20 protein-coding genes and 2 pseudogenes are annotated in these 21535 nt (G+C 68.2%); 10 read left to right on the top strand and 12 right to left on the bottom strand.

Going from position 1 to position 21535, the window contains the following annotated elements; all coding sequences use genetic code 11:
* Positions 1–269: 269 nt before the first annotated feature.
* From ABZ370_RS01730 to ABZ370_RS01740, 3 genes and pseudogenes are all read left to right on the top strand, one after another.
* A pseudogene (locus ABZ370_RS01730) lies at positions 270–590 on the top strand (ATP-binding protein); the annotation flags it as partial.
* A 600-nt stretch (positions 591–1190) separates the two neighbouring features.
* Positions 1191–2033 (top strand): serine/threonine-protein kinase, encoded by an 843-nt coding sequence (locus ABZ370_RS01735; RefSeq protein WP_358615039.1) that lies wholly within the window; start codon positions 1191–1193, stop codon positions 2031–2033.
* The gene (locus tag ABZ370_RS01740) at positions 2030–3178 is read left to right on the top strand and encodes a hypothetical protein (RefSeq protein ID WP_358615041.1); all 1149 of its coding nucleotides are present in this window, start codon (positions 2030–2032) and stop codon (positions 3176–3178) included. The genes ABZ370_RS01735 and ABZ370_RS01740 overlap by 4 nt, the downstream gene beginning before the upstream one ends.
* A 1491-nt stretch (positions 3179–4669) precedes the next feature.
* On the opposite strand, the gene ABZ370_RS01745 is transcribed toward ABZ370_RS01740, so the two are convergent.
* Positions 4670–5395, bottom strand: a complete 726-nt coding sequence (locus ABZ370_RS01745; RefSeq protein ID WP_358615043.1) for an alpha/beta hydrolase — start codon at positions 5393–5395, stop codon at positions 4670–4672.
* 138 nt (positions 5396–5533) lie between these two features.
* Between ABZ370_RS01745 and ABZ370_RS01750 the strand changes: the two genes are divergently transcribed.
* Positions 5534–6400: a helix-turn-helix transcriptional regulator gene (locus tag ABZ370_RS01750; protein ID WP_358615045.1), complete on the top strand. Its 867-nt coding sequence runs from the start codon at positions 5534–5536 to the stop codon at positions 6398–6400.
* 29 nt (positions 6401–6429) lie between these two features.
* On the opposite strand, the gene ABZ370_RS01755 is transcribed toward ABZ370_RS01750, so the two are convergent.
* Positions 6430–7401, bottom strand: coding sequence for a zinc-binding dehydrogenase (locus ABZ370_RS01755; RefSeq protein ID WP_358615047.1), 972 nt, complete (start codon positions 7399–7401; stop codon positions 6430–6432).
* Positions 7402–7523: 122 nt separating this feature from the next.
* On the bottom strand, positions 7524–7892 hold the full coding sequence (locus ABZ370_RS01760) for a helix-turn-helix domain-containing protein (protein WP_358615049.1): 369 nt from the start codon (positions 7890–7892) through the stop codon (positions 7524–7526).
* A gap of 98 nt (positions 7893–7990) precedes the next feature.
* Here ABZ370_RS01760 and ABZ370_RS01765 point away from each other — a divergent pair, with 98 nt between their 5' ends.
* The gene (locus tag ABZ370_RS01765) at positions 7991–8872 is read left to right on the top strand and encodes an NAD(P)-binding domain-containing protein (protein ID WP_358615051.1); all 882 of its coding nucleotides are present in this window, start codon (positions 7991–7993) and stop codon (positions 8870–8872) included.
* A 33-nt stretch (positions 8873–8905) separates the two neighbouring features.
* On the opposite strand, the gene ABZ370_RS01770 is transcribed toward ABZ370_RS01765, so the two are convergent.
* Positions 8906–10150 (bottom strand): acyltransferase, encoded by a 1245-nt coding sequence (locus tag ABZ370_RS01770; RefSeq protein ID WP_358615053.1) that lies wholly within the window; start codon positions 10148–10150, stop codon positions 8906–8908.
* A 264-nt stretch (positions 10151–10414) separates the two neighbouring features.
* On the opposite strand from ABZ370_RS01770, the gene ABZ370_RS01775 reads away from it, so the two are divergent.
* Together ABZ370_RS01775 and ABZ370_RS01780 are read left to right on the top strand one after the other, a co-directional pair.
* Complete coding sequence (locus tag ABZ370_RS01775) at positions 10415–10960, top strand: GIY-YIG nuclease family protein (RefSeq protein ID WP_358615055.1); 546 nt, start codon at positions 10415–10417, stop codon at positions 10958–10960.
* A gap of 155 nt (positions 10961–11115) precedes the next feature.
* Positions 11116–11478, top strand: a complete 363-nt coding sequence (locus tag ABZ370_RS01780; protein ID WP_358615057.1) for a DUF6247 family protein — start codon at positions 11116–11118, stop codon at positions 11476–11478.
* Here the strand turns inward: ABZ370_RS01780 and ABZ370_RS01785 are convergent.
* Entirely contained in the window at positions 11435–11902 is a 468-nt protein-coding gene (locus ABZ370_RS01785) for a hypothetical protein (protein ID WP_358615059.1), read from the bottom strand. The two genes, ABZ370_RS01780 and ABZ370_RS01785, sit on opposite strands and share 44 nt — an antisense overlap.
* Before the next feature lie 214 nt (positions 11903–12116).
* Between ABZ370_RS01785 and ABZ370_RS01790 the strand changes: the two genes are divergently transcribed.
* Positions 12117–12770, top strand: coding sequence for a DUF4142 domain-containing protein (locus ABZ370_RS01790; RefSeq protein ID WP_358615061.1), 654 nt, complete (start codon positions 12117–12119; stop codon positions 12768–12770).
* Positions 12771–12801: 31 nt separating this feature from the next.
* Here the strand turns inward: ABZ370_RS01790 and ABZ370_RS01795 are convergent.
* The 6 genes and pseudogenes from ABZ370_RS01795 to ABZ370_RS01820 all read right to left on the bottom strand — a co-directional run.
* Positions 12802–12942: pseudogene (locus ABZ370_RS01795) on the bottom strand (zinc-binding dehydrogenase); the annotation flags it as partial.
* A gap of 3 nt (positions 12943–12945) precedes the next feature.
* Entirely contained in the window at positions 12946–13443 is a 498-nt protein-coding gene (locus ABZ370_RS01800) for a hypothetical protein (RefSeq protein WP_358615063.1), read from the bottom strand.
* A gap of 120 nt (positions 13444–13563) precedes the next feature.
* Positions 13564–14202: an MBL fold metallo-hydrolase gene (locus tag ABZ370_RS01805; RefSeq protein ID WP_358616007.1), complete on the bottom strand. Its 639-nt coding sequence runs from the start codon at positions 14200–14202 to the stop codon at positions 13564–13566.
* 23 nt (positions 14203–14225) lie between these two features.
* Positions 14226–15311, bottom strand: coding sequence for an S-(hydroxymethyl)mycothiol dehydrogenase (locus tag ABZ370_RS01810; protein ID WP_358615065.1), 1086 nt, complete (start codon positions 15309–15311; stop codon positions 14226–14228).
* A gap of 155 nt (positions 15312–15466) precedes the next feature.
* Positions 15467–17086 carry a M4 family metallopeptidase gene (locus tag ABZ370_RS01815; RefSeq protein WP_358615067.1) on the bottom strand — a complete coding sequence of 540 codons (1620 nt, stop codon included), beginning with the start codon at positions 17084–17086 and terminating at the stop codon, positions 15467–15469.
* A gap of 417 nt (positions 17087–17503) precedes the next feature.
* A complete protein-coding gene (locus tag ABZ370_RS01820) occupies positions 17504–18079 on the bottom strand; it encodes a TerD family protein (RefSeq protein WP_358615069.1) in 576 nt (191 codons plus the stop codon).
* Positions 18080–18342: 263 nt separating this feature from the next.
* On the opposite strand from ABZ370_RS01820, the gene arfB reads away from it, so the two are divergent.
* Complete coding sequence (gene arfB, locus ABZ370_RS01825; protein WP_358615071.1) at positions 18343–18771, top strand: alternative ribosome rescue aminoacyl-tRNA hydrolase ArfB; 429 nt, start codon at positions 18343–18345, stop codon at positions 18769–18771.
* A gap of 152 nt (positions 18772–18923) precedes the next feature.
* On the opposite strand, the gene ABZ370_RS01830 is transcribed toward arfB, so the two are convergent.
* Positions 18924–19499 (bottom strand): flavin reductase family protein, encoded by a 576-nt coding sequence (locus ABZ370_RS01830; RefSeq protein WP_358615073.1) that lies wholly within the window; start codon positions 19497–19499, stop codon positions 18924–18926.
* Positions 19500–19801: 302 nt separating this feature from the next.
* Here ABZ370_RS01830 and cdgB point away from each other — a divergent pair, with 302 nt between their 5' ends.
* The gene (cdgB, locus tag ABZ370_RS01835; protein ID WP_358615075.1) at positions 19802–21493 is read left to right on the top strand and encodes a diguanylate cyclase CdgB; all 1692 of its coding nucleotides are present in this window, start codon (positions 19802–19804) and stop codon (positions 21491–21493) included.
* Positions 21494–21535: the final 42 nt, after the last annotated feature.

Here is a 21535-nt window from a genome sequence, read left to right on the forward strand (position 1 = left end):
GTCCCGCAGCGGCGGGCAATCCGGGCAGTGAACCGCTGGTGATTTTACCCACGTTGGGTAATCACTGTGGCCTGTTTCCGTAATCGCCGTTGCGGTGGGCTGGCTCCCCTGGAACCACCACGCGACAAGGGGACCCCATGCTCCCGATGACCACCCACACCCCACAGCAGCCCGCTGCCCGGCAGTGGAAGGTGCAACTGCCGTCCACACCCAGATCCGTCCGCCGCGCCCGTGATCAGGCAGGCTGAACACTCCACGATTGGGGTTACGGCCAGGAAGCCATCGACCGGTTGCTCCTCGTCTGCAGTGAGCTGGCCACCAACGCCGTTCGGCATGGCCACGAGCGCGGCCACCTCTTCGAAGTGCGTCTCCACGACGAGGGCGCCAGTTGCCTCGTCCAAGTATCCGACGCGGCCAATCGCCGTTTGCCCCACTGCGTGAAGGCCGGCGATGACGACGAGCACGGCCGCGGCCTCGAACTCGTCGCGGCCATGTCCGAGGAGGTCGGCCACCACCCCCGAGACCCGATCGGCAAGACCGTCTGGGCCCGTCTCGTTCTGGATACGTCGGACGAGGCCCCCACCGTATGAGCTAACGGCCTCTAGCTCGCCACCGGCGGCGGACCACCACATTCGCCGCCCAGCCGTGCTCATGGGCTGTCCCAGGCGGGCTGAACGGGCCTACGGCTTCCGCCAGCATGAACACGCACTACCGGACTGGTGAGTTACAACCTTCTCTTCGGGTTCAAGGCGCCGCGCAAGCGCGGCGCGCGCGGCCCGGCGGCGCGGGCCGCCGCTCCTGTCTCCGCCCCGCTCCAGCCCGGACCGCCGAGCCGCGCGCCAGCAGCAAGCACCTTGGCTGAGGAGAAGGGCACGTCGTGGCTGGGGGTCGGCTCCACGGCTTTAGGCACCTTCCCGGTCCGGGTCCCGCGTCGGGCAAGGCCAGGGGGCCACTCGTGCTAATTCCGGGCAGGTCCAAAGCCTGCCCGAGTTGCCGGGCCAGCGTACGGCCCCCTGACCATGCCCGACCCCAGACCGGGCAGGTCACCGCCCAAACCCGCTCCGCCTCGGCCACCTACCGAAGCACCCACGCGAGGCAAATCAGCATCTAAGCGGACACATCATGTATTACTACTCAGTAATGTGCCCACAAACCGCCCATGAAGGCTTACGTGGGGCTACCATCCGGCCATGGATGATGTGCCGCGCGCGCTAGTCGAACGGGCTCTGAGTTCCCTCGGTGTGACCGAGGTTGCAGCACTGAGGGGGGGTGCGCAGAAGGCGGTAACACTTGTCGACCGTAACGGGGAACGCTTGGTACTCAAAGTAATCTCTATAGGAGATTCCAACCCGGAAAGCATCAAGCGGGCAGAACGGGAAGTCGCGCTCCTTTCCTCGATTAGTAGCCCTTTCGTTGTGGCGGTCGCATCAGAACTTATCGAGATAGGCACCCCTCCTACAGGTGCGGCCTGGTTAGAGGAATTTCTGGACGGAGATGATCTGACACCCAGCCTTAAAGCCGGGCTCTGGACATGGAATGAAACCAAATCGATGGCCAGGGACGTGGCAAAGGGGTTAGGTGCGGCTCACAGGAAGCGGGTCGTTCACCGAGACCTGAGCCCTAATAATATTCGCCGACTCTCCAATGGAACCTATAAAGTCATGGATTTCGGATTCGCTCGCCATACGCTGCGTTCCGGACTGACGATTGCTGGACAGCCAGGAACTCCTGGATTTGCGAGTCCGGAACATCTGCATAATTTCTCGGGAGCGCCGACGGCCGCCTCCGACGTATTCTGTGTCGGGATTCTAATGTATGCCGCCCTCAGTGGCCGACTTCCAATTCCGTACGAAGGGGACGACGCGGATTACGCGCTTCGACTATTAAATGCCCGCATTGTCGATATAGTGGAGCACAGGCCGGATCTTGTCGATCGACAGTGCGCTCTGATTCGTAAATGCCTGCATCCCCAACCAGCTCGGCGTTATCTCAATGGAAATCGCCTAGCTCAGGCCATCGAGGAGCTTACGTGAGTATCTTGATCGAAGACAGTCCACGTAATCTCCTGGCCTGGATAGTCCAGGCAGTAAAAGCAGGAGACGTGGATGGCGCTGTCATCTCTCCGTTTGCATCTCCGGTACAGGCATTGCGTCACAGGCGCAGCGCTGAAGTGATGGCCCGAGGTCTTCACAGCGAAGGTGCTCAAGTCTGGTTTGATGCCCAAACTCACGCCCTGCAAATGGCTGGAGTAGGCGATTTTCGCTACTACCAAGAATATGGTTTTTGGAGTGGTTCTAGAGGAGACCTGTCCAGCCCGAATCTGAGACGCGACCACATATCCAGAGTCCTCGATTTTCAGAATCACCTAGAGGTCACCAAGCTCGCACCTACTATGTTGCTGCACCACGCGGAAACTCAGAGTAGCGAAGTGACCCTTGAGTTGGCGAAAGAGGCGATCGAGCAAGCACCGGACTGCTGGCTCACCATCGCTGGTACCGCCCCCTTCTGGGAAAGTGGGACAGCACTCGATGCCCACATCGGCTCCCTAGCTCAACTCGAGCCCGCCGGTTGGTTCTTAGTTCCGGTTCGACCGCTCGCTACCCTGCCGGCTGAGGCCCAGGCCGAGGAAACCCACGGGATCTGCAGGACAATCAGAGCCTTGAGTGAGAATGCACCGGTGCATATTTCACATGGTGACCTCGCAGGTCTACCAGGCGTCGCTGCGGGGGCCGCAAGCGTGGGCTCCGGTTGGGACCAACGCCAGAGAGCATGTGCTTATGCAAGCTACGTCCAACGAGAAAGTGGAGACGGAGGTGGCGGTGGCTGGTACGAACGGGTGACCATTCGAGGTCTATTGGGCTCACTACGGCCCGCTGAAGTCGCCGTTTTGCCAGGCCAGAACCCGGCGCTCTATCTGGCGCTCGGAGAATTTCCGCCGCCAGGTCCTCAAGAGGCGTTCCGGCACCACCTGTCCGCGCTCCGCTCCGTTATCAGTGAAATCGCCGACAATGGTGATGACTATCACGCACGCTATGCGTCGCTGATGGATATGTATCGCAATTCCTCAAGGCTCTGGCCACAGGTGGCAGCAACAACAGGGTCACCCTTGAACGCAACTCACTGGATTGAACCGCTCCAGCGGGGATTGAGCATTTATGGAGATGGAGAAGGTTGGTAACTGTCGCGTAGGGCGGCGATCACATGCTCTGCCGCCCACAGGCGCCTTTGACGGGAGTGTCGCGATTCCAGATGCGGACGGATAAGCCAATTTCCGTTCACCATGAGCCCACCGCGATCTCGTTCAACCTCGCCGCACATTCGCTGTGTTGCCTTCTCGGTCAGATTCCCCATCACCACAACATACGAATCTGCCCACACTGCATACGTTCGGACCTGACGCAGCGCCTTCCGCCAGTCCTCCACCTTAGCTTCTACTGCGATAACACTGCCGTGAGGTTTGATACTTTGTGGCCTCACGTAGAGCTTGGGCCTAACTTCAATAAGGCCACCCGATCTTACCAGGTGAGGGACCCTTCTCGCGATTGTAGAGGCAGGCCATCCAATCGCACGAGCGAGAGCATCAACCGTTCGGGCAGCATTCGCGTGCGCCACTGCTGTAATGGCGGAGTCAATCTCATTTAACAGTGGCAGTACAGGACAATCCAGTCGCGCGTCAATAGTGTCGCGCCCTCCAATGATGGCCGTGAAATCTGGAATTCCATACGGCCCTGTCATCTCCCGAACAATACTCAAATCGCGCCTGGGTGAAGCCAGATCGGCGCATGCCCTCAAGGCTGGCGCATGCAGAGTGAGTTCTTTGGTTGGCTGGAACCTTTTTCCTGGCCGAGGCCTCGCCGTGTCGGTAACGTTAGAGTTCATTCCGCACTCCGATTATTAATAACATTCCATCAGCTACATCCAGCAACTAGACTACCGTAAACCACCGACAAGCCGAGGCTGGGATCTTTTGTCGAGTGCTAAGCATGATGGTTACGAGTAATAAACCCCAATCTTTTCGATTGACACGGAGAACAGTTGTGGTCAATAATGATGACTGATGGCGCTACAGTTCACCGGTAAGACGTCCCACCACTGACCTCAAGCGGTCAGGCGGCTAACCATCCAGTCGCGAGGAAACCTCAGCGATTGTTCCGCAAGGGGTTCCGAGCGAAGCGCAGTCGGGGGCCGCACCAGATGGGGTGGCAAACAGCAGCCAATGGCGGGCGCTGCGTCAGGTATGAAAGCTTCAGTGCCCGTTTGCGCTGGTCAGCGACATCGTCCGGTCCGACCGCCCCGTGATTCCCAAGCTCAAAGTCTGTCGTAGGGGGCACGGTTGGTCGATAGCTCCCCTCTCTGGCCCGGCTCGAACGGGCTGGTCCCCTCCACAACGGGTCGGCGCTGTGGGGAAGAGTTCACACCGACCGACGCAAGGCCGCTTGCAGGGTACTGCTCGACTGAGGTTCTGACATCACCAAATGACATCAACGGCGGCGGACATCGGCGGTAGTCGGTTTGTCGAGGCCACCACTCACCCGCCAGTTGGGCCCAGCTCAGTCTGGGGCGGCCCGGCTTGTAAGTGAAGGTCGTCGGTTCGAATCCGACCGTCGGCTCTGTGGCTGGGCATGGGCAATGCCCCGGACGGGCTCCCGTCCGGGGCGTACGGCGGACATCAGCCGAGCTTGAGCAGGAGCTCGGTGAGTTCGGTGGGCATGGTCATCATGCTGTCGTGGCCGGTGGGGAGTTGCCATACCTGGGAGGGGGTGCCGTTGGGCTGGGTTGGGGGGACGGGGCGGCGGGGCCAGCCTTCGGGGGTGCCGACTACGCAGTGGATGTGGGTGCGGGGGATCGTGTTGACGGCCGGATTGTCCAGGTGGGCCGGTTGCTGGAGGCAGCGGACCGACTGGTCCGACAGTGTTGTGCGCAGCCAGGCGGCGTCTGTCGGGTCGGTGATTCCGAACAGGCCGGTGGGCGGGGGCATTTCGGGGAGTGGGGGGACGCGCCAGCCGCTGTCGGATCGGAGGGCGCTGTCGATCAGGTCCTGGGTTATGGGCATGACGTCGGCCGCGCTCTCGCCGTCCAGCGGGACCATCGCGTCGAGGTAGACCAGGTGACCGATGCGGTCCGGGACGCGGTTGGCCGCGGAGGAGATGACCAGACCGGCGTAGCTGTGGCCGACGAGGATCACCTCGGTGAGGTCCTCGTCGGTGATCAGCCTGACGATGTCGTCGACGTGGGTGTCGAGGCCTACCTCGGGGCTGAGCAGATGGGCCCGGTCGCCGTGGCCGGTGAGGGATGGCGCGAGCACCCGGTGTCCGGCGGAGGTGAGAAGGGGGACCAGCCGATCCCAGCACTGTCCGCTGTGCCAGGCGCCGTGTACCAGCAGATACGTTGACATGGTTGTCGCGCTCCTCGTTCTCGTCCCGACGTCGGTGAGGGCCACGCTGCCGTCCGCGGCCCGGCCGAGCCAGAGTCCCCGTGATCCTGGGGGTGGCAGGGCCAGGCACGTGAGCGATCGCCCGACTACCGTCGAGATATGAGCGACGAACCGAACCTGTTGGGCGATTACGTACGCGCCCGGCGCGAGCTCGTCACCCCTGAGCAGGCCGGTATCCCCGCCGTGGGGCTGCGGCGCGTGCCGGGGCTGCGCCGGGAGGAGGTCGCGATGCTCGCGGGCATCAGCGCCGACTACTACCTGCGCCTGGAGCAGGGCCGCGACCGCAACCCGTCCGTGCAGGTCCTGGAGTCCCTCGCCCGTGTGCTGCGGCTCGACGACGAGGCGACGGCGCACCTGTTGCGTCTCGGCGCCGCCAAACCCCGACGGCAGCGGCGCCGGCCCCGGCGGGAGACCGTGCCGCCGGGCATCGCCCAGCTCGTCGCCACGCTCCCGCTGCCCGCTCACGTCGAGGGCCGCTACTTCGACGTCCTCGCCGCCAACGCCCTGGCGACCGCCCTGTCACCGCGGCTCGTGGCGGGGGCGAACCGCCTGCGCGATCTGTTCCTCGACCCCGCCGAGCACGCGCTCCATCCGGGCTGGGAGAGCGCGACCGTGGGTCTGGTCGCGGGCTTCCGTGAGTCCGTCGGCACCGATACGGACGACCCCCGCTTCATCGAGCTCGTCGGCGAACTCTCCCTCGCCAGCCCCCGCTTCAGCCAGCTCTGGGCCCGGCACGACGTACGGACGTGCGCGGGCGCGTCCATGCGCTTCGACCATCCCCAGGTCGGTGTCATGCAATTGCAAGTGGAGCGGCTGGGCGTCAGCGCCGCGCCCGGCCAGGTGCTTGTCGTCCACCACCCGGCCTCCGGTACCGACAGCGGCGACAAGCTGGCCCTCCTCGCCTGCGCCACGCGGACACCGGCCGCGCCTCGGGCGGGATGGACGGATGCCCACCGTGGTGGATGAGTCCGACGGCCGCCGTCAGGGGCGCGGTGTCAGGGGCGCAGCGTGATCTTCCCGAATACGGGGGTCGATTCGAGGCGTTCGTGCGCGCGCCGGGCTTCGGCGAGGGGGATCTGTTCGTCGATGACCGCCCGCAGGTCACCTCGGGCCGCCTGGCCGAAGAGCTCGGCCGCTGCCGCCCCGACCGTGTCGGCGTCGACGGAGTTGAGACTGAAGGCGAGGAGGGACGGCGAGTTGTGGTACGTGGTCAGAATGCTGCCGAAGGCGTCCGGCGCCGGTGCGCCTCCAGCGGCTCCGACCAGCACGTACCGGCCGTTGGGCCGCAACTTCTCGATGTAGCGGCCGAGATCCGGACCGGCGACCGGGTCGACGATGATGTCGTACGTGTCCGCGCCGCCGTCCTGGCCTGTCGTGCGGTCCTGGACATGGGCCGTGCGGTCCTGGACGTGCGTGACGCCGAGGTCCCGGAGGCGGTTCCCCCGCTCGGGAGAGGAGGTGACCGCGGTCACCGCGCCCCCGGACAAGGCGGCGAGCTGCGCGGCCATCAGCCCGATGCCTCCGCCCGCGCCCCTGACCAGCACCCGCTCGCCTTCTTTGACGTTCGCCCTCTCCAGGCCCAGGCTCGCGACCAGCGCGTTCACGCCGAGTGCGACCGCGTCGGCGGCGCTGAGGCCCTCCGGCAGGCGCACGATGGCGTGGGCGTCGGCGACGACTCGTTCGGCGTAGGCCCCGCGTCCGGTCAGCGCGAAGACCCGCTGGCCGAGCCAGTGCTCGTCCACTCCGTCACCGACGGCGGCGACGGTGCCCGCCGCCTCCATGCCGGGGACGAAGCCGGGTTCGGAGAGCGGCTGGTAGTCGCCGTTGCGGGCCATGACATCGACGTAGCCGACCCCTGCGGCTTCCACCTGGACCAGGACCTGGCCCGGCTGTGGCCGGGGCTCGGTCTGGTCGATGACCTGCAGCACGGTGGAATTTCCGAACGACGGCACGATGACGGCCTTCATGGCGGTGTCCCTTCGACCCCAAAAACGCAACTCAGTGGCGAAAGCCTACAAGTGGCAGCCAGCTGGTGGGGTGACGGTACGTCCGCGAACCCGGCGAGACCCGTGGTCGGCTCGGGGCGGAGTCAGGCGTGGGGGGTGCCGGGAACGTCCGGAGCGTCGGGAGCGTCGGGGAGGATGTTTTCGCGGCCCCAGGCGCCCAGGGGGGCCAGGGCCTCGTTGAGGGTGGTGCCGCGTGGGGTCAGGGAGTACTCGACGCGGGGCGGGACCTCGTCGTGGACCTCGCGGTGCACGATGCCGTCCCGTTCCAGTTCGCGCAGCTGGTCGGTGAGGACCTTCTCGGTCACGCCGGGGAGTCCCCTGCGCAGCTCGCCGAAGCGGTGCGGGCGTACGTCGAGGGCCCAGAGGATCAGCACCTTCCACTTGCCGCCGATCACGTCCATCGCCGCGTCGATTCCGCACTCGTAGGAACCCGGTCTGCGTGTGGTCCGCATGACGCCACCCCCTCCACCTCTTCGCTTACGTCAGGGTAACTACCCACTTCCAAGTGGGTACTTGAGCGCCCCGGCGTGCAGCGATGAGTCTTGGCGGCATGACACATGACGCGAAGAAGATCTCCGTGCTCGGCCTGGGGGCGATGGGCGCCGCGTTCGCTCGTGCGTGGCTGGCCGCAGGGTACGAGGTGACCGTGTGGAACCGTACGGGGAGCCGGGCGGAGGCGCTCGCCGGGGAGGGGGCTCAGGTCGCGGCGACGGCTGCCGAGGCGGTGGGCGCCGGGGGTCTGGTGGTGGTCTGCCTGCTCGACGACGCCTCGGTGGGTGAGGTGCTGGCCGATGTCGAGTTGCTGGGCAAGGGGCTGGTCAACGTCACGACGAGTACGCCTGGGCAGGCCCGTGAGCGGGCCGAGTGGGCGGCCGCGCGCGGTGCGCGGTATCTGGACGGCGGGATCATGGCCGTTCCGCCGATGATCGGTTCCCCGGAGTCCGGCGCGTACGTCTTCTACAGCGGGTCGCCGGAGCTGTTCGCGGCGCACCGCGATGTGCTGGGCGTTCCGGCGGGTACGCGGTACGTCGGTGAGGACGTCGGCTCGGCCGCCTTGCACGATGTGGCGCTGCTCAGCGCCATGACCGGCATGTTCGCCGGGGTGTCGCACGCCTTCGCGCTCATGCGCGGGGCGGAGGTCGCGCCGCGGGAGTTCGCGGGCCTGCTCGTCGAGTGGCTCACGGCCATGGCGCCGTACGCGAACGGGGGCGCCGCGCAGCTGGAGACCGGCGACTACGCCCTGGGTGTGACGTCGAACCTCGCCATGATGGTGGAGGGCAACGGGACGTTGCTGCGTACCGCCGAGGAGCAGGGCGTCAGCCCGGAGTTGCTCCGTCCGTTCATGGTGCTCATGGAGCGTCGGCTGGCTGCCGGACATGGGGAGGAGGGCACCACCGGGGTGGTCGATCTGCTGCGGCGCCGAGTCGGGTGAGTCGGGCGAGTCGGCTGAGTCGGCCGAGCCCGTTCACGCCGCGCGGCCGAAGGCGCGGAGCCGGGTGAAGGAGGACTCCAGGCCGTGCTTCAGCAGGCGCGCCGCCGGGCGTTCCACGAAGCGGTGGATCAGCCAGCTCAGGGCCAGGAAGCCGGTGATGACGAGGGCGACGAGGAGCCGGGGGTCCATGGTGTCGCGCAGGCGGCCGATCAGGGCCGCTCCGGCGACGTAGTGCATCAGGTAGAGCGGGTACGTCAGGCAGCCCGCGGTGACCAGCCACTTCCAGCGGACGCGGTCGGTGTAGCCGAGTGCGACGGCCACCATGACGAGCAGGAACACCGTGAAGATCAGGATGGCGCCGCGCCAGCTGGAGACGTCTTCGTACGCGACCCGCAGGCCCAGTTCGCGCTGGCCCATCAGCCAGGCCATCGCGAGGATGCCCCAGAGCAGCAGGTCCTGGCCGAAGCGGTGCATGAGGTAGAGGGCGAGGCCCGCGATGAAGTACCAGGCGCCGCTGGGGTCGGCCGCCAGGACCAGCAGCGGGAACTTGGACACGGGGGCGAGCATCGCGGCCGCGCCCCAGACGCAGCAGAAGACGACGACCCTGCGGTACGTCAGGCCCATGGCGACCACGAGCATGAAGAGCAGGTAGAACCGCAGCTCCGACCAGAGGGTCCAGTAGACGATGTCGACGTCGGGGACGTTGGAGCCCGACTGCAGCATCGTGAAGTTGAGCAGGATGTCCCGCCCCTGGGGCCGTTGCCATACGCCCGGGAGGACGAACAGGGTGACCGTGGTGAAGACCACGCCGACCCAGTACGCGGGGTAGAGGCGGATCACCCGGGAGACGAAGAAGTCCTTCGGCGTGCGGCCCCAGCACGACATGCAGATGACGAAGCCGCTGATCACGAAGAAGATCTCCACGCCGATCCAGCCGAAGGACGCGAAGTGGAACACCGTGGGCATGATCTCGGACACCGGGCGGCCCCAGATCGCGTTGCCCGGCTGGTTGGCCCGGTTGGTGCCGGTGTAGTGGTGCAGGGCCACCATGAGCGCGGCGACCAGGCGGATGCCGTCGATGACGTACAGCCGGGGCCGGGGCCGGTGCTGGGGCCGGTCGTGGGGCTGGGGCTGGGGCTGGGCCCGCCGGGCGGTGACGAACTTCCGGGCCGGGGCCGTCCGCGCCCCCGGTGGCTCGGCCACCGCGACGCCGCCGTGGGGGCCGTCTCCGCGCGATTCGACGGCCGGGGGGAGGGGCTGCTGAAACCTGACCTGCATCAGACCTGCGTCATCCTCACGAGGGGGAACCGACGGAACCTGGGCGCGACCTCGGGCGCAACGGCCACGGGCGGCTCACGCTACGTCTCCCCAGCCCTGCCCAACCCGGACAGACGTTGGCAATTCGGATAGAGCGGAGGCGTCGTTCCGGAAAGTCTTGGGGATGCGACGTGCAGTGTTCTCCGGCCCTTCACTCACTCCGCCCGGAACGGCACCAGCGGCTAGCGTGCCGGGGGTATGGGGTGTCGTTCGGCGGAGGCTGCCATGGGTGTTGATGATCTTGCCCGTCCGGACCGGCTGTGGTCGGCGCGGGAGGTGCTGGTGCGGCATAGTCCCGTACCGGCGGAGGCCGGGGTGTACGGGTGGCATTTCGACGAGGCGCCCCACCCGGGGCTGCGGGCCGGTCGGCTTCTCTATGTGGGGATCGCTCCGCGGCGTATGGCGACCCGGGTCAGTACGCAGAACCTCCGCAAACGGGTGCGCTATCACTTCCGGGGAAACGCGGCGGGCTCCACGCTGCGGCTCACGCTGGGGTGTCTGCTGGGGCTGGAGCTGCGGAGGGTCGGCAGCGGTCAGCGTATGACGTTCGGCAAGGCCGGGGAGGCGGAGCTCGGCAAGTGGATGGCGGAGCATGCCCGGGTGTGCTGGGTGACGTGTCCGGAGCCGTGGCAGGCGGAGTCCGACTTGATCAGTCGGCTGGATCTGCCGCTCAATCTTGACCAGAACCGGCACAACGGCTTTCACCCGCACCTCAAGGAGCTGCGTGCGCAGGCGCGGCAGAGGGCGCGGGAGTTGCCGATTCTGGCGTGAGTGGGCGGGGAGGGGACATGGGTGGGCAGTTGTGATCCGGCGTGGGGCTTGAGTGATCGATAGGAGTCAGGGGCGAGTGGCGGGTGGGGCGCGGGCGTAGGCTCGCGGCGGCGTTTACGTGATGGTGCGTCAGGAGCGTTGTCAGGAGCGTAGAGATGACCGAGCAGTCCTCCGCCCAGGACGGGCCCCTGATCCCGATGCCCCCGCTCACGCCGTCGGCGCTGCGGGCGGCGGTCGCCCGGATCGCTCCCGGGGAGCTGTCGGCCTTCGTCGAGCATCTCGACCGCGCGGTCGAGCAGGCCGCGCGGAACGGCACGATCGCTCCGTTGCGCACCTTCCTGCAGTGGTGGGGCGAGTTCGTCGCCATTCAGCGGTATCCGGAGCGGGCCGCGCGGCTGCGGGAGTTGGAGGTCGTGGCGGAGGAGGCGACGGACCGGGAGGCGCTGGGGACGGCGCTGGCCGAGATGCGGCAGATCATGGACGCGGCACATCGGGAGACGCCCGCAGTAGGGCGATAGCCGCCTCGCGCATCTGCCGTTCGACGGCGGGGGCTTGGCCTCGGTGCGCTTCCCAGGCGAGCTGGAGGTCGAGGAAGCGGTGGGTGACGCTCTCCGTCCGCGGTGACTGATCGAGGTGCGAGGCGCACCAGTAGATCTCGTCGCTCGCGTCGTACGGGGAGCGTTCCCCCTCGACCAGGGACTGCGCGGCCCAGATCATGCGGTGGCGCCAGGCGGTCTCGGTGTCGGGCTGGGGGAAGCCGAGTTCCGCCATGGCCTGCCAGAAGATGTCGCGGCACGCGTCGGTGCGGGACAGCCCGGCCAGGGTGCGGAGCGCCGGGCTGTCCACGCCACGGGCCAGGGCCTCGGCGGCGAGCAGGGGCAGCTCGTGGGTCGGCTGTTCCGCGAGAACGAGGGCGACCGCCGTTCTGCGCAGCTGGTCCATGACGCGGCTCCAGGAAGCGGCCGAAAGCCGTGTGGGCGAGGGAGTGTAGGGGGAATCCGTGGGTGGCGCGGGTGGGTTTGTGCACTCCTGACGAACGCAGTTTTTTGCAGCAGGCAAAGTTTAGTGTTTCGCGTACTCCAGCACCCCCCCACCAGGAGGCACGATGACCACTCATGGGCGCGGCAGTCATGGCACAGCGTCGAACCGAAGCCGCATGATCGCTGTCGGGGTCGCCATGGCGGCGGTGGTGGCGGGGGCGGGGATCTGGGTCTCCCAGGCGAGCGACGGGGGCAGTCAGTCGGTGGCGGACAGTGGCATGCCGTCCGCGCACGGCGGTGCCATGGGCGGTGCCGGGGCCGCGGCAGCGTCGGGGGCGGAGGCCGCCAATTCGGGGCCGATCAGCGAGCTGGACAAGACGTTCCTGGTCAAGGTCCGGCAGGCCGGGCTGTGGGAGATCCCCGCCGGGCGGATGGCGCAGAGCCAGGCGTCGAGCGAGGCGATCAAGCGGGCCGGGACGCATCTGCTCGACGGGCACAGCAAGCTCGACCAGCTGGTGCGCGAGGACGCCAAGGCGCTGTCCTCGCCCATACCGGACGAGGCATCGGCCGAACAGAAGCAGTGGGTCGAGCAGTTGAAGAGCGCCGACGGCGAGAAGTTCGACCAGCTCTTCGTGGATCTGCTGCGCGCCTCGCACGGGAAGATCTTCATCACCATCGGCGAGGTCCGCGCCGCCACCAAGAACCATCTGATCCGGCGGTTGGCCCAGGTGACCAACGACACCGTGATGGACCACATGACGGTGTTGGAGGACACCGGGTTGGTGACGGACGCGGTGCTGGACGATGTCGGGGCCAGCGTGCCGAAGTAGCCATGCCCGCATGGGCGTTCCCACCGGCGTGTCAGGGGATCAGTACCACCTTCCCCATCGTCGCCCGTGTCTCCAGCGCCCGGTGCGCCGCGGCCGCTTCGGCGAGGGGGAAGCGGTGGACGGACGGTACGAGGCGGCCGGATGCCGCCTCCGCCATCGCGCGCTCCTCCAGCCCTCAGACGCGGGGGTAGCGGGCCTGGAGGTCCCAGATCACCGGGTTGTCGCCCAGCCCGTCGTGCATGTCGACGAGGTCGGCGATCAGATCCTGGAGGAAGTCGCGGGCCTCGCGGCGCAGCGCGCGGTGCTGGAAGTTCAGCGGCGCGTCTTCGAGCGGTACCCAGTCGGCGGTGATGTCGACCCAGCCGAAGCGGCGCTCGAAGAGCATGCGGTCGGCCGATTCGGTGAAGTCCAGCTCCTCGTGGATGCGCCGGTGGGACCGGCTGCCGCGCGGGTCCCGGTCCAGCCGTTCCACGATGTCGCACAGCGCCCAGGCGAAGTCGAGCACCGGAACCCATCCCCAGGCTGTGGACAGTTCGCGGTCGGCCACGGTGTCGGCGATATAGACGTCGCCGCAGAACAGGTCGTGGCGTATCGCGTGCGCGTCCGCGCTCCGGTAGTCCGTCTGCGGCGGGTCCGGGAAGCGGCGGGAGAGGGAGTAGCCCAGGTCGATCACGGGGTTGATGGTGTCATGCGGGGCTCAGGGGAGAAGCGGGACCCGGGAGAGAAGCGGCGGCCCGGGGAGAAGGGGGTAGGGCACCGGGGCGGGCCCGGCGCCCTACGGCGCGGCGTCGCTTCAATGCCCGCGCGCGATCCACGCCTCCAGGTGCGGCGCCTCGTCCGCGATCAGGGTCGGGTAGCCGTGCCCGGTGCGGACGACGGTCTGCGGCGGCAGGGCGAACAGCCGCTCCCGGATGGACTCGATGATCGTCTCGAACGACGAGTACGAGCGCCCGGTCGCGCCCGGGCCGCCCTGGAAGAGGGTGTCCCCGGAGAACACCGTGGTCAGGGCGGGGGCGTGCAGGCAGACCGCGCCGGGGGAGTGGCCGGGGGTGTGCAGGACGCGCAGCTGCGTACCGCCGACGGTGAGCACGTCGCCGTCGGCCAGCGGCTTGTCCGGGGCGCGGTCGGGGTGGCGCATCCGCCACAGCACCTCGTCGTCCGGGTGCAGCAGGATCGGCGCACCGGTGCGGTCGGCGACGGCCGGGGCCGCGTCGATGTGGTCGTCGTGGCCGTGGGTGCAGATGATGCCGAGCAGCCGGCGGTCGCCGATGGCCTCGACGATCGCGTCCGCGTCGTGGGCGGCGTCGATCACATACACCTCGTGGTCGTCGCCGACAAGCCAGACGTTGTTGTCGACCTCCCAGGTGCCGCCGTCCAGCGAGAAGGTGCCGGACGTGACCAGATGGTCGATGCGTACGGGCGGAGGGGTCATCGCGGTGTCACCACCAAGGGTCATCAGAGCATCACCACCGAGCGCAGGACGTCGCCACGGTGCATCTTGTCGAACGCCGCCTCGATGTCGTCGAGCCCGATGGTCTCGCTGACGAAGGCGTCCAGGTCGAGCCGTCCCTGCTGGTAGAGGTCGATCAGCAGGGGGAAGTCACGGGACGGCAGACAGTCGCCGTACCAGGAGGACTTGAGGGCGCCGCCGCGTCCGAAGACGTCGATCAGCGGCAGTTCCAGCTTCATCTCCGGGGTGGGCACGCCGACCAGGACGACGGTTCCGGCCAGGTCGCGGGCGTAGAAGGCCTGCCGATAGGTCTCGGGGCGGCCGACGGCCTCGATCACCACGTCCGCGCCGTTGCCGTCGGTGAGTTCGCGGATGGTCTCGACCACGTCGGCGGACTTGCCGTTGACGGTGTGGGTGGCGCCCAGGGAGCGGGCCTGCTCCAGCTTCCGGTCGTCCACGTCCACCGCGATGATCTTCGCGGCTCCGGCGAGCCGGGACCCGGCGATCGCCGCGCCGCCGACTCCGCCGCAGCCGATGACCGCGACCGAGTCGCCGCGCCCGACGTTGCCGGTGTTGATGGCGGCGCCGATACCGGCCATCACGCCGCAGCCGAGCAGCCCGGCGGCGGCCGGGGAGGCGGAGGGGTCGACCTTGGTGCACTGGCCCGCCGCGACGAGCGTCTTCTCGGCGAACGCGCCGATGCCGAGGGCGGGCGTCAGGGCGGTGCCGTCGGTGAGCGTCATGGGCTGGGACGCGTTGTGGGTGTTGAAGCAGTACCAGGGGCGGCCGCGGCGGCAGGCCCGGCACTGGCCGCACACCGCACGCCAGTTGAGGATGACGTAATCGCCGGGAGCCACCTCGGTGACGCCGTCGCCGACGGACTCCACGACGCCCGCCGCCTCGTGCCCGAGGAGGAAGGGGAAGTCGTCGTTGATGCCGCCTTCCCGGTAGTGCAGATCGGTGTGGCAGACACCGCACGCCTGGACCTTCACCACCGCCTCGCCGGGGCCGGGGTCCGGCACCACGATCGTCTCGATCCGTACCTGTTCGCCTCTGCCGGGGGCCACCACGCCGCGTACGTGTTGAGTCATGGAAGCAGCGTAAGGGCCGATCAGCGGCTACGACAGGAACTCCGGGCGACGGCATCGGCACCGCATCGGGCACCGCATCGGGCACCGCATCGGGCCGCACCGGAATCGCCGGTGCGGCCCGTTCCGCTTACCGCGGGTCACCGCGGATCAGCAGGTCACTTCACGTTGATCGCGGTCCAGGCCGCGGCGACCGTCTTGTACTCGGTGCTCGTCGACCCGTAGAGGTCGGACGCGGCGCTGAGGGTGGCGGTGCGGGCCTGCGCGTACTTGCTGGTGGAGGTCAAGTACGTGGTCAGGGCCTTGTACCAGATCTTGGTGGCCTTGTCCCGGCCGATGCCGGTGATCGTCGAGCCGTCGTACGTCGGGCTGTTGTAGCTCACGCCGTTGATGGTCTTCGCACCGCTGCCCTCGGACAGCAGGTAGTAGAAGTGGTTGGCGGGCCCGGAGGAGTAGTGGACGTCGACGTTGCCGAGCGTCGAGGACCAGTAGTCCTTCGACGCGCCGTCCTTGCTCGGCTTGTCCTGGTAGCGCAGCGGGGTGCCGTTGCCGTTGATGTTGATCTTCTCGCCGATGAGGTAGTCGCCCACGTCGGAGGCGTTGCCCGAGTAGAACTCCACCGCGGTGGCCATGATGTCCGAGGTCGCCTCGTTGAGGCCGCCGGACTCGCCGCTGTAGTTGAGGTTGGCGGTGGCGGCGGTGACACCGTGGGACATCTCGTGGCCGGCCACGTCCATCGAGGTGAGCGCGTTGGCGTTGCCGGAGCCGTCGCCGTACGTCATGCAGAAGCAGGAGTCCTGCCAGAAGGCGTTGACGTAGTTGTTGCCGTAGTGGACGCGGGAGTACGAGCCCACGCCGTTGTTCTTGATGCCGTTGCGGCCCAGGACCTCCTTGTAGAAGTCCCAGGTCTCGGCCGCGCCGTAGTGCGCGTCCACCCCGGCGGTCTGGCGGCTGCCGCCCCAGACGTCGTCGGCGTCGGTGAAGAGGGTGCCGGTGCCCGACGACCCCTGGTTCAGGTCGTACGTCTTGTGGTTGCCGCGGGTGCCGTCGGTGAGGCTGTACGTGGAGCCGCTCTTGGTGGTGCCGAGGGTCACCGTGCCGCTGTACTTGCTGGTGCCGGTCCCGGTCTCGACGGTCTCGTTCTCGGCGAGCTTCTTACCGGTGGCGGCGTCGGTGATGACGTGCAGTTCGCTGGGCGTGCCGTCCTTCTGGGTGCCGGTGACGACGGTCTCCCAGGCCAGCACGGGCTTGCCGCTCTCCGCCCAGACCACCTTGCGCGGCGACTTGGCCTTCTCGCCGGAGTCGGCCGAGGCCGCGGCCTTCAGCGCCGTCTTGGAGGCGGCGGAGGCGGACACGGTGGCGTCCGTGCCGGACACGGCTATCTTCGCGCCGGTCGCCTTGGTGACGGTGCGGGCGCCGCTGGGCTTCTCGTGGACGACCAGGTCGCCGCCGAGGACGGGCAGCCCGTCGTAGGTGCGCTCGTAGCGGGTGTGCACGGTTCCGTCGGCGTCCTTGATGACGTCGCGGACGAGGAGCTTCTCCTTGGCCCCGAGCCCCAGGTGGTCGGCCTGGGCGGAGGCATCGGCCTGCGCCGCCTTGATCGAGGCGGTGCGCTCCGCGGGGGTCAGCTGGAGCGCGGTCGCGCCCGCCGCGCGGGAGTTGTCCGGCTGGGCGCTGGCCGCGCCGGTCTGGACGCCGATGACGACCATGGCGGCAGAGGCGATGAACGCGGCCGCGCGGATGGTCTGCTTGCGGGGAGAGGAAGCGTGAGGTCTCACTCGGTCTCCTTGCTGAGGGGCCGCGGGATGGCGGCCCGTGTAGGGGGTGCGGACAGCCGTGGGTGGACTGTCCGGTAGAGCAGGAGTGGTGCGTGAGGTGCCAGCGCGCGCTTGGCTCGGCCTACCGCGGAGTCAGAAACGACGCGCGGCGAGCCGAGCAGAGATTGTCATCGAACGATCCATTCGGGTAGGCGCGTAACAAGAATTTGACCGTCCGTTGTTGAAACAGGGCAAAATTCAGTCAGTCAGGCATGGGCGGGGATGGTCATGGATGGCTATGGATGGCCATGGATGGCACGGCAATGTCCCTTTGATGCTGACGTGTTCGGAAACGCGGCGAGGGCCGCCCCCGGGGATGGGGGCGGCCCTCGCCGCGTTCAGCGTTGAGCGTTCAGTGCTGACCGCTCGGTGGGAGCGTCAGACGTTGACGCCGAAGTCCTGGGCGATCCCGACCAGGCCCGAGGCGTAGCCCTGGCCGACGGCGCGGAACTTCCACTCGGCGCCGTTGCGGTACAGCTCGCCGAAGACCATGGCGGTCTCGGTGGCGGCGTCCTCGCTCAGGTCGTAGCGGGCGATCTCGGTGCCACCGGCCTGGTTGATGATACGGATGAACGCGTTCCGCACCTGGCCGAAGTTCTGGCTGCGCGACTCGGCGTCGTAGATCGAGACCGGGAAGACGATCTTCTCGATGTCGGCGGGCAGGCCCGCCAGGTTGATGTTGATCTGCTCGTCGTCGCCCTCGCCCTGACCGGTCACGTTGTCACCGGTGTGGACGATGGTCTGGTCCGGGGTGGCCTTGTTGTTGAAGAACACGAAGTGCTGGTCGGAGTAGACCTTGCCGTTGGTGTTGACGGCGATGGCGCTCGCGTCCAGGTCGAAGTCGGTGCCCGTGGTGGTGCGGACGTCCCAGCCGAGGCCGACCGTGACGGCGGTCAGGCCCGGTGCCTCCTTGGTGAGGGAGACGTTGCCGCCCTTGGACAGGCTTACAGCCATGGGGAGTCCCTTTCGTGGTCTCGATGGTTCGCGTCGGCGGGCTTCGTCCTTCTTGCTCCGGGCGAAGTCGCCGTCATCCTCCACAACGCCATCAGGGCACCGACAGGTTCCAGGTTGCTTTACTTTCTTTGCCAAACCCTGATGGCGTACTCCTGCCCCGTGCCGTCCTGAGCCGCCCTGTGCGGTCCTGTGCTTCGGTATCTGCTTCGGCGCCCCGGCAAAACGGGATGACGGCGCGGGGGTCGGCAGGTGACCATGGAGCCATGTCCGGGCCCTATGTCATCCGCGGTTCGGTCTCCTTGCCGGAGGCCGAGCTGATCTGGCGTTTCTCCCGGTCGTCCGGGCCCGGCGGACAGCACGTCAATACGAGTGACACCTCCGTCGAGCTGCGCTTCGACCTCGCCGCCACCGACGCACTGCCGCCCGTGTGGAAGGACCGCGCGCTGCAGCGGCTGGCCGGGCGGCTGGCCGACGGGGTGGTGACCGTACGCGCGTCCGAGCACCGTTCCCAGTGGCGCAACCGCGAGACGGCCGCCGTCCGGCTCGCCTCGCTGCTCGCGGAGGCGAGCGCGCCGCCGCCCAAGCCGCGCCGCCCGACCCGGATTCCGCGCGGCATCAACGAGCGGCGGCTGCGGGAGAAGAAGCAGCGGAGCCAGACCAAGCGCGGGCGTTCGGGGCGCGACTGGGGCTGAGGCCCCGGGGGCACCGCGAGAGTGCCCCGGGGGCACCGTCCACCGGGAGCGCCGCCTGCCGGGAGCGCCGTCCACCAGGAGCACCGTCTACCAGGAGCACCGTCTACCGGGAGCGCCGCCTACCGGGAGCGCCGCCTACCGAGGAGCGCCGCTTATTCGAGCGTGCGGTAGCGGCCGCGGAAGTACATCAGCGGTCCGCCCTCCATGCTCGGCGCCGTCGCCGCCAGCACCCGGCCGACCACCAGGGTGTGGTCCCCGGCCGTCACCCGCTGTTCGGTGTGGCATTCGAGCGTCGCCAGGGCCCCCGAGACGAGCGGAGCGCCCGACTCCGCGCCGTGCGTCACCGCCATGTCCTCGAACAGCAGCCGGTCGCTGATGCGCCCCTTCATGGCGAATCGTCCCGCTGTGGTCCGTTGACTCTCCGACAGCACCGACACCGCCCAGAGCGGCTGTCGTTCGAGCAGCTCGTCCAGCCGGGAGCCGTTGCGAACGCTCACCATCACAAGCGGCGGTTCAAGTGACACCGACATGAATGCGGTGGCCGTCATTCCGACGTCCTCACCGCTCGGCCCCTCTTCCGGGTCGTGCGCCGTTACGAGCACCACACCGGCCGCGAGTCGCGACAGGGCGATGCGGAAGTCGTCCTCACTCACCCCACCAGCATGCGGGACGGCGGGTCCGGCCGGGTCGGGGGCGGGGGCGGTGGCGGCACGCTTCGTCTGAAACACGTTCTACACGCTAACCGCGTCGGCGACCTCGCACATCGGGCCACCGGACCACTCCGGACGTAGGTCTCCGGCCGTAGGCGGCCCGCTTGCGGATTTGCGTTCACAAAATGTAGGAGCGCTCCCACGCGGTCCTGGTGGGGCGCGAACACGGTCTGTGACATGAGTCACAGCAGCCGGTAATTGTTGACCCTGTGTACCGAGTGGGCAGCTCGCTGTGATTCAGTGGCCGTTGGCAATCGGACGACGAAGGAAGCGACAAGGAAGCCAGAAGTTGCTGTCGAGGTCTCGGGGGAGTGCGAGCGATGGAGGCCGAGTCGGAGCCGTATATCCGCCTTGCGACCCTGCGACAGCTGCATCAGGTGGTCGCCGACCTGAACACCGCCCGCAGCCTCGCCGACACCCTGCAGACCGTCGCCGACGGCGTCATAGCCGGGCTCGGCTACGAGCTGTCGGCCGTCAATCTGGTCCGTCCGGACGGTGACCTCGTGGTCGCCGCCGTGGGCGGCAGCGCGGGCGCCGAGGCGCTGATGGCCGGGCGGGTCGGCTCCCGTACCTCCTGGGACCGCCGGCTGTCCATGGGGGACCGCTGGGGCGATCTGCGCTTCATCCCGCACACCGAGGGCTGGGTCCTCGACGATGACGACGTGCCGCAGTGGCACACCCCCGGCCCCGCGCCCCGCTTCGCCGACGAGTGGCACTCCATGGACCGCCTGTTCGCCCCGCTCTACGCGGCGGGCGGCTCCGGCGGCGAGCTGATCGGCATCCTCTCCGTCGACCGGCCGCGCAACGGGCGCCGCCCCGGCGCATGGGGGCGCGAGGCGCTGCAGATGTACGCCTTCCATGCCGCCATCGCGATCGGCAACGCCCGGCTGCGCGGCAACATGCAGCGCGCCCTGCTGCGTCTGGAGCGCGAGCAGCAGGCCCTCCGGGCCAGTGAGGAATCCTTCCGTCAGGCGTTCGAATACGCCCCCAGCGGCATGGCCATCGCCGAAATGGGCGGCGATCAGCGCGGTCATCTGCTGCGCACCAATGACGCCCTGTGCCGACTGCTGGGCCGCCCCGCCTCCGCGATGCGCCGCTGCTCCTTCGCGGACCTCGTCCACCCCGAGGACATCGGCACTCTGCTGCGCACCTCCCACGAAGGCGGCCGCTCCGAGCTGCGGCTCGCCCGCCGGGACGGCACGTACGTCTGGGTGTCGCTCCGTAACTCGGTGGTCGCCGACGCCGCCGACGGCCCGCGCTTCCTGCTCACCCATGTCGAGGACATCGAGGAGCGCAAACGCCATGAGCTGGCCCTCGCCCACCGCGCCAGCCACGATTCGCTGACCGGTCTGCCCAACAGCGCCGAGCTGCGCGCCCGGCTCGGCGGCAGGCTGTGCGCCCATCCGCCGCAGGGGGGCCGGGCGGCGTTCGCCGACGGGCCGCCGGGGGCGGACGGCGGCGAGCGGCCGGTGCCGTCGGCGAGCGGCTTCCCACCCGGCTTCGACGAGTTCGAGAGCTTCGGCTCCCGGCCCCCGCTCGCCACGGGCGGCGTCTCGTACGACCCCCATGTGCACACCTTCGCGCCCAACGAGGACGACGACGTCGACGACGGCCACAAGGGGCTCGCGGTCCTCTTCTGCGACCTCGACGGCTTCAAGTCGATCAACGACCGGTTCGGCCACCACGCGGGCGACGCGGTCCTCATCGAGGTCGCCCGCCGCCTCGCCAGCGGGGTGCGGGACGGCGACACCGTGGCCCGGCTCGGCGGTGACGAGTTCGTCGTCCTCGCCGACGGCCTCGGCCGGGCGGACGCCCAGGACCTGGCCGTCCGGCTGCGCAACGCGATCCTGCCGCCCATCCGGGTCGACGGCCGTGCGGTGCGGGTGGGGGCCAGTTTCGGGATCGGCTGGGCGGGCTGCGGCATGTCCGCCGAGGAGGTCCTGCACTCCGCCGACCAGCGCATGTATGTCGAGAAGCGGTCCCGCTCCAAGGAGCGCAGACGAGCCGGATGAGGGCCGGGCGGACCGTGGCCGGAACGGGCGGCAGCCTGCCCC

Origin of the sequence: Streptomyces sp. NPDC005962, from assembly GCF_040629205.1 — a bacterium.
In the GTDB taxonomy this organism is placed as follows: domain Bacteria; phylum Actinomycetota; class Actinomycetes; order Streptomycetales; family Streptomycetaceae; genus Streptomyces.

Excerpts from the sequence above, each read along its gene's own strand:
- cdgB (WP_358615075.1), top strand. The coding sequence starts at position 19,802 with ATGGAGGCCGAGTCGGAGCCGTATATCCGCCTTGCGACCCTGCGACAG.
- ABZ370_RS01785 (WP_358615059.1), bottom strand. The coding sequence starts at position 11,902 with ATGGACCAGCTGCGCAGAACGGCGGTCGCCCTCGTTCTCGCGGAACAG.
- ABZ370_RS01760 (WP_358615049.1), bottom strand. The coding sequence starts at position 7,892 with ATGCGGACCACACGCAGACCGGGTTCCTACGAGTGCGGAATCGACGCG.
- ABZ370_RS01770 (WP_358615053.1), bottom strand. The coding sequence starts at position 10,150 with ATGCAGGTCAGGTTTCAGCAGCCCCTCCCCCCGGCCGTCGAATCGCGC.
- ABZ370_RS01775 (WP_358615055.1), top strand. The coding sequence starts at position 10,415 with ATGGGTGTTGATGATCTTGCCCGTCCGGACCGGCTGTGGTCGGCGCGG.
- arfB (WP_358615071.1), top strand. The coding sequence starts at position 18,343 with ATGTCCGGGCCCTATGTCATCCGCGGTTCGGTCTCCTTGCCGGAGGCC.
- ABZ370_RS01735 (WP_358615039.1), top strand. The coding sequence starts at position 1,191 with ATGGATGATGTGCCGCGCGCGCTAGTCGAACGGGCTCTGAGTTCCCTC.
- ABZ370_RS01755 (WP_358615047.1), bottom strand. The coding sequence starts at position 7,401 with ATGAAGGCCGTCATCGTGCCGTCGTTCGGAAATTCCACCGTGCTGCAG.
- ABZ370_RS01765 (WP_358615051.1), top strand. The coding sequence starts at position 7,991 with ATGACACATGACGCGAAGAAGATCTCCGTGCTCGGCCTGGGGGCGATG.
- ABZ370_RS01745 (WP_358615043.1), bottom strand. The coding sequence starts at position 5,395 with ATGTCAACGTATCTGCTGGTACACGGCGCCTGGCACAGCGGACAGTGC.
- ABZ370_RS01790 (WP_358615061.1), top strand. The coding sequence starts at position 12,117 with ATGATCGCTGTCGGGGTCGCCATGGCGGCGGTGGTGGCGGGGGCGGGG.
- ABZ370_RS01810 (WP_358615065.1), bottom strand. The coding sequence starts at position 15,311 with ATGACTCAACACGTACGCGGCGTGGTGGCCCCCGGCAGAGGCGAACAG.
- ABZ370_RS01750 (WP_358615045.1), top strand. The coding sequence starts at position 5,534 with ATGAGCGACGAACCGAACCTGTTGGGCGATTACGTACGCGCCCGGCGC.
- ABZ370_RS01820 (WP_358615069.1), bottom strand. The coding sequence starts at position 18,079 with ATGGCTGTAAGCCTGTCCAAGGGCGGCAACGTCTCCCTCACCAAGGAG.
- ABZ370_RS01805 (WP_358616007.1), bottom strand. The coding sequence starts at position 14,202 with ATGACCCCTCCGCCCGTACGCATCGACCATCTGGTCACGTCCGGCACC.
- ABZ370_RS01780 (WP_358615057.1), top strand. The coding sequence starts at position 11,116 with ATGACCGAGCAGTCCTCCGCCCAGGACGGGCCCCTGATCCCGATGCCC.